Genomic DNA, 12733 nt, shown 5'->3' on the forward strand with positions numbered 1-12733 from the left:
AGCAGGCCTCGTGATCCGACCATATCGCGGGGCGATCGTCGGGGTTCCACAGTTCCCGCTGGTTGAACAGCACATCGAACTCGTCCAGCGTCGCGCAGCTGCATGCGGGCAAAGCGCAGCATCTCATGCCGGATCGCGGTGACCGAGGCGTCGTCCCAGGGCGGGTTACTGAACCGGGCGCGTGCCCGTGTTGCAGGCGCAGGCCCCTGACGGAGCTTGCGGTCGATCTTGTTGGCGCCAGCACATGCATGCTCATTCTTCGCCCGAGGATTGATACTGGCGCATGAAACGCCGGTCGATCCAGTCCTTCCATCGCCACGCAAGGCTGCCGCTTGCCGCAAGCGGGCCCCATGAGACGATCGCCTCCTGCGGTCCGGTGGCCAGCAGGTACAGGCTGCGGCGTTGCGGTCGATAGGCCTCGATGGGGCGCCCTGCCAGGGCACGCCGCAGGTTCCCGCTCAACACCGGGCCCGCACGCACCGCATAGACGCCCGACTTGGCGTGCGGTGCGTCGATGCGCGAAGCGACGTCGCCCGCGGCGAACACGTTCGGGTGTGAAACGCTCTGCTGGCCTTTTCCCACAGCGAGGAAGCCATCCGGCGCGAGCGCCAGCCCCGATTGGGCGAGCCAGCCGGGTGGGGCTACGCCCGTAGCCGCGATCACCCACGCTGCGGCAAGCGGCGTCCCTGCCGCGGTCTCCAGTGCGGATGTGCCGGCCCGCACCCGCTGTTCGACGAGTTCGACGCCCTGGCGTGCCAGCGCTGCGCGCGCGCGCTTGACGACCCCGGGCGCGTGCCCCGGCAACAAGCCACCCCCGCATGCAAGTGTCACCCGCTGCACTGCGGCGCCGGTCTCGCGACGCAGTCGGTACGCGACTGCCAACGCGAGTTCGACGCCTGCCGCGCCGCCACCGATTACGGCCACCCGCGCCTGGGCGTCGTCGAGCAGCGTTGCCAGGGCCTGTTCCCATCTCGCCACGAAGGGCTCGAGTGGGCGCACCGGCAGCAGCCCAGGGTGATCCGACAGGCCTTCATCCATGGCGAGGCCGGCACCGGTGTCCAGCGACAGCACGTCGAAGTTGATGCGGCCGCCTTTTGCCAGCGTGACATGGCCCCGCGCCGCATCGACTGCGCACACGACATCCTGGACGACGCGTACACCCGCGGCAGCCGCCAGCGGCAGGACGGGGGCGACGCAGTCCTCGAGGCGGTAGTGCCCCGCGATCCAGCCCGGCACCATGCCGGAGTAGATCTGGCGCGGGTAGGGCGTGACGAGGACGACCTCCACGCCCGGCCAGCGCGCCGCGCCGAGCGTGCGCAGCACGTGCAGGTGGGCGTGCCCGGCGCCGGCGAGGACGAGGCGCTTCATGCCTGCTCCGGCGTGGCGACCAGCGAGCGTAGTGCCGGCATGCCTGCGGCCAGACGCTCGAAGTCGGCCGGGCGGTCGACATCCCACAAGGGCGCGGTCTCGTGCCAGTCGAGACCGAGGTTTTGCAGGCGCAGGCGCGTCTGCGCCATGACGCGATCCGTGCTCCAGTCGATGGCCTCGAACAGGCGCGGATCTGCACGCCGCAGCGCGATCAGCACATAGCCGCCATCCTCCGCGGGGACAAGCACCGCGTCGTGGCGGCCGAGGGCGTCGGCCACCTGCCGGATCAAGCCGGGCGTCAGCGCCGGGCAGTCGGTGCCGATGATCAGCGTGCCCGCCGGCGTGCGCGCTGCGGCAACTGCGGCATGCATGCGTGCGCCAAGATCCCCCTGTGGCTGGGGCAGCAGGCGGACATCGCCGAAGGCCCGGCAGCGCTGGAAGTCGGGGTGGGTTTCGTCGGGCGCACACCACAGGCTGACCGGCCCGATGTCGGCGCTCACCGCCGTGGCCACCGCGCGCTGCAGCAGCCAGCCTTGCAGCGCCGCCGCGCCGGCCGCGCCGAGGTGCGGAATCAAGCGGGTCTTGCACAGGCCGGGCAGCGGCGCCTTGGCCAGGATTGCCAGCTCGATGCGGGTCGAGGCGTCGTCGTTCATCGCGGGGTGTATCCGTAGGCGCGCGCAAGCGCATCCGGTGAGGCGCCGAGCCAGAAGCGCAGGCGCAGCCACCACATGGTCAGCACCGTGCGCACCAGCCCATGACGCGCCCAGCGCCGGCCGGACGTCTCCACCCGCTGGCGCAGGCAGGCCGGGCGTGAACGCGCACGCAACCGCTGCGAGAGCACGATGTCCTCCATCAGCGCGATCTCGGGAAAGCCACCCGCCGCCGCGAAGGCCTCGCGTGTGCAGAACATGGCCTGGTCTCCAGTCGCGATGCCGGTGACGCGCGAGCGCAGGTTCATCGCCCAGGCGACCACCGCAATCCCCGCGGGCCCGTCCACGATGCGAACGTCGAAGCGCCCCCATGCGGCACCGCTTGCGCGGGCCTGGCGCACGGCCGACATCGCGTCGGGGGGCAGGGTCGTGTCGGCATGGAGAAAGAGCAGCACCCCGCCGCGCGCGCAGGCTGCACCGGCGTTCATCTGCCGCCCGCGTCCACGGCCTGTGCTCAAAAGCCGATCTGCCAGGGGAGCGGCCCGTTCGACGGTGTCGTCCCGGCTGCCACCGTCGACGACGATGAGTTCGACCCCCTGCCTGCGCAGCGCCTGCAGCGACTGCAGGCGCGCGACGATGCCGGCGGCCTCATCGAGCACCGGCATCACGATCGACACGTCGTTCTCAGCGCCTTCGTGCACGGACCTTGGCGTCCGTTCCGGCGCCTGCATCGGATCACTCAACTTTCAGCCTCCATCCACGGCCCCAGGCTGCGGGGTGTCACAGTCGCCTGCATCGGCGACGAAGCGGAACTGCGCAAAGCCGGCACGCGCCACGCTCGCGGTGTTGTCCGTATCGGAAGCCAGCGCCAGACCGCTGAGCTTCGCCGGCAGGTCGCCGAACGCGCGCCGGAAGTCCTCGGCGACATTGCGCCGCTCCAGCACCCAGCGCCCGGCATCCTCCGCGCCCGATCGCAGCACGAGCATGCGTGCGCGATCGGTGTAGGCATTGTCGCGCAGCGTGCCGATCGGGTGGCGGTTGTCCCACACGTAATTGAGCGCGGCGTCGGGTACCTGGTTGCCGTAGATCGAGCGCGCAAGGGCCAGCTTGGTGCGGGTGCCGAAGCCGAGCGCCTCGGGTGCCACGTCGAAGCTCAGATACACGCGCGCCGCGTAATCGTCACCCGCCTTGCGCGTCATGTCGGCGTCTGCCACTGGGGCATCGACCCGCCACAGCCAGCACAGGTGCGGCGTTGCCGCGAGGTCCACCTCGAGCGGGCGGCCGAGCAGCGCCATGCTGCGCTCGGCCAGCGCCTCGACGGCAGGCACGCCGTCCCACTCGCGCAGCGTGTAGCGAGTGGGCGGGATGCGCTCGTCGAGCTGCTGGATGCGCCAGGGCTCGGGCAGCAGTCCTGCGCCGTCAAAGCGCCCCACCCAGGCTGTGGCGGACAGCGCGCCCGGGGCGACCAGCAGGAGCAGCAGGCCTGCGGTCCATGAGACGTGACGGTGCGGATTCATTCGATGGCCTCGAGTTGGGTGTTCATGCCTCGGGTGTTCAAGAGCGGGGTGTTCATGCGCCTGTGTTCGGAGTTGCACCGCATCCGGGTGTCGACACCTATCCGCGGCGCCAGGTGTGGAAGCGCTCCACCCACTGCAGCAGGCGCTCGGGGGCGTGAGCCCGCTTCCAGGTGCCGGCCACGTACTTGTTGGCTTCGGCCAGGGTCGGATAGATGTGGATGGTGCCGAGGATGCGGTTGAGCCCGATGCCCTGCTTCATTGCCAGCACATACTCGGCGATGAGGTCGCCCGCGTGCTCGCCGACGATGGTCACGCCCAGGATGCGGTCCTTGCCGGGCACCGTCAGCACCTTGATGAAACCGTGTGCCTCGCTGTCGGCGATGGCACGATCGAGGTCGTCGATGCCGAAGGTGCTGAGTTCGTAGGCGATGCCCTGTTCGCGTGCTTCCTGCTCGTTGAGTCCGACGCGGGCAACCTCGGGCTCGATGAAGGTGGCCCAGGGGATGACGCGGTAGTCCGCCCTGAAGGTCTTGATCGGGTCGAACAGCGCGTTGACCGCGGCGTACCAGGCCTGATGCGCGGCGGTGTGGGTGAACTGGTAAGGCCCGGCCACGTCGCCCGCGGCGTAGATGCTCGGGTAGTTGGTCTGCAGCAGCGCGTTCGTCTCGATCGTGCGGCCACAGCGCACGCCGAGTTCCTCCAGTCCGTAGCCCCGCAGGTTGGCGCTGCGCCCGAGCGCGATCAGCACGGTGTCGAAGGGGATGCGCACCTCCTTGCCCGCATGCTCGGCGATCAGGATCTTCTGTTCGCCGTCCGTGATGAAGGCCTTGGCCTGGTGCTCGAGGCGCAGGTCGATGCCCTCGGCGCGAAAGCGCTGCATCACCAGTTCTGAGACGTCGGCGTCCTCGCGCGGCAGCAGGCGCGGCCCGCGTTCGACCTGGATGACCTGGGCGCCGAAGCGGGCGAAGGCCTGCGCCAGTTCCGAGCCGATCGGCCCGCCGCCCAGCACCAGCAGTCGGCGTGGCAACTTGCGCAGCGACCAGACCGTGTCGGAGGTGAGGTAGCCCGTATCTTCGATACCGGGCAGCTCGGGCACCGTCGGGCGGGCGCCTGTGGCGATGACGATGGCGCGTGTGGTAAGGCGTCGGCGCTCGCCGTCGGCGGTATCGATCTCGACTTCCCACGGCGACACGATGCGCGCAGCGCCCTGCACCACGTCGACCCCCAGCCCGGTGTAGCGCTCGGCCGAGTCGTGCGGCTCGACCTGGGCAATGATGCGCTGCACCCGCTCCATCACCTCGGCGAAATCGAAGCGCGCATCGGCCGAGGCAATACCGAACTCGGGCGCGCGCGCGACGTGCGACAGGAACTTCGCCGAGCGGATCAACGCCTTCGAGGGCACGCAGCCGGTGTTGAGGCAGTCGCCGCCGAGCTTGTGGCGCTCGACCAGCGTCACCTTGGCCTTGACCGCTGCGGCGATATAGGACGTGACCAGGCCGGCGCTGCCGCCCCCGATCACCACCAGGTTGCGGTCGAACTGTTTCGGCTGTGTCCAGCGCGCATTGACCCGATTGCGGCGGACGCGCTCCACTACGCGCCGCGCAATCAGCGGGAACACGCCCAGGATGGCGAAGGAGCCGAGCAGGGCGGGCGACAGGATGCCGCCCAGGCTGTCGATGCGCGCGAGCTGGGTGCCGGCATTCACATACACCACGGTGCCCGCGAACATGCCGAGCTGACTGACCCAGAAGAAGGTCCAGGTGCGCATCGCCGTCAGGCCCAGCAGCAGGTTGACCAGAAAAAACGGAAACACCGGCACCAGGCGCAGCGTGAACAGGTAGAACGCACCTTCCCGCTTGATGCCCTCGTCGATGGCCGCCAGGCGCTGGCCGAAGCGCTGCCCGACCCAGTCACGCAGCAGGAAGCGCGCGATCACGAAGGCGGCGGTGGCGCCGAGGGTGGAGGCGAAGGAGACGATCACCGTCCCCCACAGCAGTCCGAACACGGCGCCGCCGGCCAGCGTCAGCAAGGCCGCCCCGGGCACCGACAAGGCGGTGACGGCCACGTAGATGAGGAAATAGACGGCGACGCTCAGCACCGGATTGTGCTCGCGATAGTCCGCAATGGCGGCCTGCTGCGCCTTCAGCGTCTGCAGGTTGAGGTACTGGCCGAGATCGAGCAGGAAGAAGCTGCCGATCGCGGCGGCGAGGATCACGAGCAGGGCGAGTTTGCGAGGATTCATCTGGATGTCTGCCAATGCGCTCAATGCTCGAGCGCGCCGCCGCAGCTGCTGCCCTGGCCGGCGGTACAGCCATAGCAATGCTCGCCAACCCGGATTGTGCCGTCCTCCATGTCATTGCCCAGAAGATCGGACAGATGCGTGGCCTGTGACCGAGCCCCGAGCGGCAGCCCTAGCATCTGATTGAAGTCACAGTCATGAACCTGCCCCTGCCAACTCACTGATACCAGCGCCCGACACATCACCCCGACCAGGTTTTCTGGCCGGTGGGCACCCTTGAGCAGGGCCATGTAGCCGTCGAACTGCCCGCGTGATATCAGCTGGCTGCCGAAGCGCTGGATCGGCATGTTGGCGAGCGCGAACAACTGGTTGAACACGATGCCGTAGCGCGCCGCCAGCTCGCGCTTGTACGCCTGCTCCAGCCCGTGCTGCTCGGGCGGGAGGCTGGGGCCGAGCGGGTTGTAGACCAGGTTCAGCACGAGCCCGGAGCCGGGCTGGCCGTAGCCAAGCGCGTTGAGCGTGCGCAATCCGTCGATGCTCTGCCGGAACACCCCGTCGCCGCGCTGGGCGTCTACGTTGTCCTCGAGGTAGCACGGCAGCGAGGCGACGACATCGACGCGCTGCGCGGCGAGGAAATCGGCCAGCCATTCGTAGCCCGGCTCGCCCAGGATGGTGAGGTTGCAGCGGTCGATGACATTCAGCCCCATCGCCCGCGCTTCGGCCACGAGCCGGCGGAAGTTGGGGTTCATCTCCGGCGCGCCGCCGGTGAGGTCCAGGGTGCGCACCCGGTGACGGCGCGCCACCTCGAGCAGCAGCGCCATCGTGTCCCAGCTCATTTCTTCCGTGCGGCGCGGGCTGGCGGCCACGTGACAGTGCAGGCAGGCCTGGTTGCAGCGGTAGCCGAGGTTGGCCTGCAGCACCTCGAGACGGCCGCGCGTGAGCGCGGGGAAATCGGTCTTGACCAGCAGGGGGAGGGTGTCGCGCATTGGAGTGCTCCGGGTCGGTTTTTACCTTGGTCGGAGGCGCGCGCGAATCCTTACAGCAAATTTCACGAAACGACCGAAGCAAGGGCCGACGGCCGGAGCGGGCCGCGGCCCATGATCCGCTGCGGCCCTGTCTGGCTCGAAGGCCTGCCCAATTTAGCGCAACAGCAGGGTCGGGATGGTGGCGGCGCGCAGCAGGTCGGTGGTCTTGCTCCCGAACAGCAGCGCGCGCAGTGGCGAATGCGCGTAGGCACCCATGAGCAGCATGTCGATGTTGCGCGCCTTGACCTCGCGTGCAATCACCGCTTCGGGGTCGCCCGAGAGGATGTCGGCGACCACCTCGAAGCCCGCGGCGGTGAGGGTGTCCTTTGCCCAGGCGACCTGCTTCGGTGCGTCTGCGCTGTCCTTGCCAGCCATCACGATGTGGATCGGCAGGCCCTTGAACAGCGGGCTGCCGGCGATCATGTCCACGCCCTTGCGCGTTACCGCGCTGCCGTCGTAGGCGAGCATCACGCGTTCGGGCTCCTTGAAGCCCTCGGTGACGGTGAGGATGGGCTTGTGGATGGCGCGCACCACGCGCTCGACATTACGGCCGAGCGTGTTCGATCCTTCCGGCCGCGTTTTTGCGGCCGAGGCACCGCGCCGACCGAAGACGAAGAGGCGTACGTTGTCCTCCTGTTCGGCCAGGGTGTCGTCGAGCGCGCCGTGGCGCTGGCGCATGTCGGCCGAGGGGGCGCCTGCAGCCAGTGCGCGTTCGCGCAGATGGTTGAGGAAGATGCGCCCCTGCTCGCGCTTGCTGCGGGCGAGGGCGGCGTCCTTGTCGCTGAGGCTGTGCAGCAGGTGTTCCTGCGCGTTGAAGCCGATGGCGCCGCTGTGGTCGTCGCCCGAGCCTTGCTCGAGGTGGCGGTCGATCACGTGCAGGAGCTCGAGCGGTGCGTCCATGCGGCGCGCGGCCCAGGCTGCGTAGTCGGCGACGGTGTCGGCAAAGTGGGACTGGTCCACGCAGGCCAGCACTTTTCTGTCTTGCTTGTTCATGCTGTTCTCCTCAGTGGCCGGTGAGCAGGTCGGTGCCGTCGCTCTTGTCGTGCACGCCGAACTTGTCGACCATCGTCGCGCTGGCTTCGTTGAGGCCGACGACTTCGACATCGGTGCCTTCGCGGCGGAACTTCACCACCACCTTGTCCAGTGCGCTGACCGCAGTGATGTCCCAGAAGTGGGCGCGCGAGACGTCGATCACCACCTTGTCGATCACTTCGCGGAAGTCGAAGCTGGCGATGAAGGCGTCGGCCGAGGCGAAGAACACCTGCCCGGTGACGGTGTAGCGGCGCTGACGCCCTTCGTCCTCGGCAATCGAGCGCACCCTCAGGATGCGCCCCACCTTGTGGGCGAAGAAAAAGCCCGAGGCCAGTACGCCGACCAGCACGCCCTGGGCCAGATCGTGGGTGGCGACGGTGACCGCCACCGTAGCCATCATCACGATGCTGGAGCTGGGCGGGTGTTCGCGCAGCTTGCGGATCGAGTTCCAGTCGAAGGTGCCGATCGACACCATGATCATCACCGCCACCAGCGCCGCCATCGGGATCTGCGCCACCCAGTCGCCCACCAGCATCAGCAATGCGAGCAGGAACAGGCCTGCCGACAGCGTCGACAGCCGGCCGCGGCCGCCGGACTTCACGTTGATTACCGACTGGCCGATCATCGCGCAGCCGGCCATGCCACCGATGAAGCCGCTGGCGATGTTGGCCACGCCTTGGCCGACGCATTCGCGGTTCTTGTTGCTGGTGGTGTCGGTGAGATCGTCGACGATGGTCGCGGTCATCAGCGACTCGAGCAAGCCCACCACCATCAGCGTCAGCGAGTAGGGGAAGATGATCGCCAGCGTCTCCAGGTTGAGCGGCACGTCGGGGAGCAGGAACACCGGCAGGCTGTCGGGCAGCTCGCCCATGTCGCCCACGGTGCGGATGTCGAGGTCGAGCACGATGGCCACCGCGGTCAGCACCACGATAGTGACCAGCGGCGAGGGAATCGCCTTGGTTATGTAGGGAAACAGATAGATGATGCCGAGGCCGGCAGCCGTCATCGCATACACATGCCAGGTGACGTTGGTCAGCTCGGGCAGCTGCGCCATGAAGATCAGGATGGCGAGCGCATTGACGAAGCCGGTGACCACCGAGCGCGACACGAAGCGCATCAGCGCGCCGAGCCGGATCCAGCCGGCGATGATCTGCAGCACGCCGGTGAGGATGGTGGCGGCGAGCAGGTATTCGAGGCCGTGGTTCTTGACCAGCGTGACCATCAGCAACGCCATCGCCCCGGTGGCGGCCGAGATCATGCCCGGGCGGCCGCCGGTGAAGGCGATGACCACCGCGATGCAGAAGGAGGCATAGAGCCCGACCTTGGGGTCCACGCCGGCGATGATGGAAAAGGCGATGGCCTCGGGGATGAGGGCGAGCGCGACGACGAGACCCGCGAGCAGGTCGTTGCGAATGTTGGACAGCCAGTCCTGGTGGAGGGATTTCATTTGTCGTTATGAGTCCATCTAGTTTGCGCGCGCCCCGGGCAGGGGCGCGATGAACTCACGCGAGGCGGATTCGCATTGAAGCGCCGAGCCCTGGGCGGCCGGGCACGCAGCCTGGTCGCATGGATTGGGGCAGATGCGCGCCATGTGATAGGTCGTGCTGCGCAGCCCGTGCAGGGATGAGTCAAGCGAACGCGTTGCAATAGCCTCGCGCGAGCGGGAAGGGGTGGAGCAGCTCGCAGGCTGGGGCAAGGCTTACATGGGTCGCTTGTGGGGAGGCTTGTTGGGGGGGCGCGGTTCGGCGCAAGTACTTGGGCCACGCAAGTGTGGCGGATTCTAGCAATGATGCTGCGCCGCAGCAAGATCGGGAGGCTGTATCGAGGCCTGAACGAAGTCATGGCACCCGACCGGGCGTTGTCGCGGCGACGCCCTATTTGCGGCCAAATAGTCGCATCATTCCGGTGAGGCTTCTTGTGTGGGGTGTCCCATGGATGGCAACAGCTTCTGGCGCAACGAGTGGAAGCCGCTGGCGCTGATCGTGGGCGTTTTCATCGCCTGCTTCTACCTGCCGGTCGAGGCCCTGCAGGGCTGGGACCGGCTGCACAATGCCTTCTGGGAAGCGCTCTATCTGGTGCGCTGGTATGCCGAAGAGCATGTGCTGCTGTGCCTCATCCCTGCCTTCTTCATCGCCGGTGCGATTGCGGTCTTCGTCAGCCAGGCGGCGGTGATGAAATACCTCGGGCCGGCTGCGCACAAAGGCATGGCCTATGGCGTGGCTTCGGTGTCGGGGACGATCCTGGCCGTGTGCTCCTGCACGGTGCTGCCATTGTTCGCCGGCATCTATCGCATGGGCGCCGGACTGGGGCCAGCGATCGCCTTCCTGTATTCCGGGCCGGCGATCAATGTACTGGCGATCATTCTCACCGCCCGCATCCTGGGGCCGGAGCTCGGCATCGCGCGTGGCATCGGTGCCGTGGTGTTCAGCGTGGTCATCGGCCTGATGATGGCTTTCCTGTACCGCAAGGAGGAGCTCGAGAAGCTCAACAGCAAGATCGTGCTGCCTGACGAAGGCCCGAGTCGGCGGCTGTGGCAGAACGCGATGTTCTTCGGTGTGCTGGTCGCGATCCTTGTGTTTGCCAACTGGGCGAAGCCGGCGGTGGATGAGGGGGCCTGGCACGCGATCTACGCGGCCAAGTGGTGGATCACGGGGGCGTTCGGCATTGCGCTTGCGGCCATCCTCGTCGGCTGGATGAAGATGTCACACATCCGCGTGCTGCTGGTGGCCGCCGCCGGCGTGGCAGCGGCGGTCGTGTTCGGCGAACAACCACTCGTGCCCTTTGCGCTGCTCATCATCGGTCTGTCGTGGATCACCAGCACCGACAAGGGCGAGGGCGCCGGCTGGTTCGCTTCGTCCTGGGACTACGCCAAGAAGATCCTGCCGCTGCTGCTCGTCGGCGTGCTGATTGCCGGCGCACTGCTCGGCCGACCTGGCGAGGAAGGCCTGATTCCCTCGGAATGGGTGGCCTGGGCGGTGGGGGGCAATTCGCTGGCGGCGAATTTCTTTGCTGCGTTTGCCGGTGCCTTCATGTACTTCGCCACCCTGACCGAGGTGCCGATCGTGCAGGGCCTGATCGGCAATGGCATGGGTGAGGGCCCAGCGCTTGCGCTGCTGCTTGCCGGCCCGGCGCTGTCGCTGCCCAACATGTTGGTGATCCGTAGCGTACTGGGCACGAAGAAGACGCTGACGTTCGTCGCCATGGTCGTGGTGATGGCGACGATCAGCGGGATGCTGTTCGGCATGTGGGTAGAGAGGGGGCTGCCGGTTTCCTCGCTACCCGGCTGATCGTCTGGTCCGCTGCGATCAGAACCAGCCCTCAACCTTGCTGCGCGCGGGTACGCCGCCGGAATGAACTACGCTGCCGTCGATTACGACAGCTGGCGTCGCCATCACGCCGTAGCTCATGATCTTCTGTAACTCCTCGACCTTTTCGAGCGCAATCTGCTCACCCATTTCGCCGGCGACCTCTTCGATGAGCTTGACCGTGTTCTTGCAGTTGGCGCAACCGGTACCGAGAACCTTGATGTCCTTCATGATGCTTCTCCTTCGCTGGTCATTGTGTCGGTGAGAAACACGGGCGCAAAGCCTCCACCCGCGGTACGGAAGTTGGTGGTCTGCCCTGTGTAGAGCCTTGCTGCGACAAGCTGAATCTCGCCTGCATAGGCATAGGCGCGAATGTCGAGCTTGAGATCGTTACCGGCGTCGTCGACCCGGACACGCCGTTCGGAGGGCAGGGCAAGGCTCTGGGCAACGTAGCCGCCGTCGAGGATGCTCTTCCACACCCGCTGGGTGAGCTTGTCTCCGCGGTACGCCGCGCGGCTGCCGAAGCCGCTGGTAGGCTTGAAGAACAGGCTGCGGCGTGCGGCCCACAAGGCGTCGGCGCGCTCGGGCATGACCTCGACCGTACGCGGGATGCCCGCCACCAGGCAGTCGATCGTATGCTGCGGAACACCGAGGGCTGCGAGGCGAGCCGCGTCGGTGAGCAGCGCGAGATTGCGTTTGTCCGCGTACAGCGCATGTGCGCGTGGGTGGGGCGTGAGCGCGACTGCTCCGGCCTCATGGGCGGCGCGCAAGGCTACTGCAGCGGGCGATTGCAGGTAGAAATCGGTCAGGCGGTTGTAGACGAGGTCGACCGGCCGGCCGTTGTGTGTCAGCGCGCGGCTGTCGAAGGCGAGTTCGCCCGGATCGCAGATGACCGTGTCGATGCCTGCGCTGCGGAACAGGTGCTGAAAAAGCAGGAACTCGGGATGTAGGTATTGCTGTTCGGGTGTTTCGTCGACGATCGCGATGCACTCCGGCTTGCCGTGATGGCCCTGCAGCGCCCATTCGTTGAAGAAGGCCTCCAGCCAGCGCTGATCGAGCGCGTCGAGCCTGGCCGTGGGGCGCAGATGCGGCACGATCTGCGCGCAACAGGCCTGCTGTGCGCACGCAAGTGCTCGGTTCAGCAGGGCGCCGCCCGCGTTGGTGTTGATTTCGATGAGCTGTGGGCCAGTGTCGCAGACATGGAAGTCGAAACCCATGAACACACCCTTCGGGCCGTTATCGAAACGGGCGATTGCCGGCGCGCGCGCGAGCACCTCGGCCTCGTAGCCGGGCAGGGCGATCACGGTTTCGATCGCCGCCACGATGTCGGCCATGGCCTGCAGCGTCTCCGGGGCCATGAACACCGCGGTAGCCGAGAACATGTGTGGGCGGCTGCGCTCGATTTCGGTCGCCAGTCCGAGCAGTGCGGGTTCGGCTTCGAGTTGCTGGCGCAGGCGCAGGGGGTCGAGGCTGCGGCAGTCGCAGCTACGGTTCAGCGCCTGCGCTACCGCCAGCGCACTGCTCGTGGCGCTGGGGCGGTGTTGTTCGGGCGCTACGGCGGTTGGTATCACGAGGGGCTCACTGGGCGGACTAGAAG

11 protein-coding genes are annotated in these 12733 nt (G+C 67.3%); 1 reads left to right on the top strand and 10 read right to left on the bottom strand.

The window, feature by feature from the left end:
* Nucleotides 1-252: 252 nt before the first annotated feature.
* From P7F68_RS04865 to P7F68_RS04900, 8 genes are all read right to left on the bottom strand, one after another.
* The gene (locus P7F68_RS04865; RefSeq protein WP_277831145.1) at nt 253-1368 is read right to left on the bottom strand and encodes an FAD-dependent oxidoreductase; all 1116 of its coding nucleotides are present in this window, start codon (nt 1366-1368) and stop codon (nt 253-255) included.
* The gene (locus P7F68_RS04870) at nt 1365-2021 is read right to left on the bottom strand and encodes a TIGR04282 family arsenosugar biosynthesis glycosyltransferase (RefSeq protein ID WP_277831147.1); all 657 of its coding nucleotides are present in this window, start codon (nt 2019-2021) and stop codon (nt 1365-1367) included. Before P7F68_RS04870 ends, P7F68_RS04865 begins: the two co-directional genes overlap by 4 nt.
* A complete protein-coding gene (locus P7F68_RS04875; protein WP_277831149.1) occupies nt 2018-2719 on the bottom strand; it encodes a TIGR04283 family arsenosugar biosynthesis glycosyltransferase in 702 nt (233 codons plus the stop codon). Before P7F68_RS04875 ends, P7F68_RS04870 begins: the two co-directional genes overlap by 4 nt.
* A gap of 45 nt (nt 2720-2764) precedes the next feature.
* A complete protein-coding gene (locus tag P7F68_RS04880) occupies nt 2765-3535 on the bottom strand; it encodes a DUF3047 domain-containing protein (RefSeq protein WP_277831151.1) in 771 nt (256 codons plus the stop codon).
* 97 nt (nt 3536-3632) lie between these two features.
* The gene (locus P7F68_RS04885; RefSeq protein WP_277831153.1) at nt 3633-5777 is read right to left on the bottom strand and encodes an FAD-dependent oxidoreductase; all 2145 of its coding nucleotides are present in this window, start codon (nt 5775-5777) and stop codon (nt 3633-3635) included.
* 20 nt (nt 5778-5797) lie between these two features.
* The gene (gene arsS / locus P7F68_RS04890; RefSeq protein WP_277831155.1) at nt 5798-6760 is read right to left on the bottom strand and encodes an arsenosugar biosynthesis radical SAM (seleno)protein ArsS; all 963 of its coding nucleotides are present in this window, start codon (nt 6758-6760) and stop codon (nt 5798-5800) included.
* Nucleotides 6761-6913: 153 nt separating this feature from the next.
* Nucleotides 6914-7792, bottom strand: coding sequence for a universal stress protein (locus tag P7F68_RS04895; protein WP_277831157.1), 879 nt, complete (start codon nt 7790-7792; stop codon nt 6914-6916).
* A gap of 10 nt (nt 7793-7802) precedes the next feature.
* Nucleotides 7803-9278, bottom strand: coding sequence for a SulP family inorganic anion transporter (locus tag P7F68_RS04900; protein WP_277831159.1), 1476 nt, complete (start codon nt 9276-9278; stop codon nt 7803-7805).
* A 484-nt stretch (nt 9279-9762) separates the two neighbouring features.
* On the opposite strand from P7F68_RS04900, the gene P7F68_RS04905 reads away from it, so the two are divergent.
* Nucleotides 9763-11118, top strand: coding sequence for a permease (locus P7F68_RS04905; protein WP_277831161.1), 1356 nt, complete (start codon nt 9763-9765; stop codon nt 11116-11118).
* Nucleotides 11119-11136: 18 nt separating this feature from the next.
* On the opposite strand, the gene P7F68_RS04910 is transcribed toward P7F68_RS04905, so the two are convergent.
* The gene (locus P7F68_RS04910; protein WP_002936953.1) at nt 11137-11367 is read right to left on the bottom strand and encodes a thioredoxin family protein; all 231 of its coding nucleotides are present in this window, start codon (nt 11365-11367) and stop codon (nt 11137-11139) included.
* Nucleotides 11364-12707, bottom strand: coding sequence for a hypothetical protein (locus P7F68_RS04915; RefSeq protein ID WP_277831164.1), 1344 nt, complete (start codon nt 12705-12707; stop codon nt 11364-11366). Before P7F68_RS04915 ends, P7F68_RS04910 begins: the two co-directional genes overlap by 4 nt.
* Nucleotides 12708-12733 lie beyond the last annotated feature (26 nt).

The organism is Thauera mechernichensis (genome assembly GCF_029588855.1).
GTDB lineage: Bacteria > Pseudomonadota > Gammaproteobacteria > Burkholderiales > Rhodocyclaceae > Thauera > Thauera mechernichensis.

What these genes read in the sequence shown, in the direction of transcription:
- P7F68_RS04865 (WP_277831145.1), bottom strand. Translation starts at nt 1,368, where the DNA reads ATGAAGCGCCTCGTCCTCGCCGGCGCCGGGCACGCCCACCTGCACGTG.
- P7F68_RS04870 (WP_277831147.1), bottom strand. Translation starts at nt 2,021, where the DNA reads ATGAACGACGACGCCTCGACCCGCATCGAGCTGGCAATCCTGGCCAAG.
- P7F68_RS04880 (WP_277831151.1), bottom strand. Translation starts at nt 3,535, where the DNA reads ATGAATCCGCACCGTCACGTCTCATGGACCGCAGGCCTGCTGCTCCTG.
- P7F68_RS04885 (WP_277831153.1), bottom strand. Translation starts at nt 5,777, where the DNA reads ATGAATCCTCGCAAACTCGCCCTGCTCGTGATCCTCGCCGCCGCGATC.
- arsS (WP_277831155.1), bottom strand. Translation starts at nt 6,760, where the DNA reads ATGCGCGACACCCTCCCCCTGCTGGTCAAGACCGATTTCCCCGCGCTC.
- P7F68_RS04895 (WP_277831157.1), bottom strand. Translation starts at nt 7,792, where the DNA reads ATGAACAAGCAAGACAGAAAAGTGCTGGCCTGCGTGGACCAGTCCCAC.
- P7F68_RS04900 (WP_277831159.1), bottom strand. Translation starts at nt 9,278, where the DNA reads ATGAAATCCCTCCACCAGGACTGGCTGTCCAACATTCGCAACGACCTG.
- P7F68_RS04905 (WP_277831161.1), top strand. Translation starts at nt 9,763, where the DNA reads ATGGATGGCAACAGCTTCTGGCGCAACGAGTGGAAGCCGCTGGCGCTG.
- P7F68_RS04910 (WP_002936953.1), bottom strand. Translation starts at nt 11,367, where the DNA reads ATGAAGGACATCAAGGTTCTCGGTACCGGTTGCGCCAACTGCAAGAAC.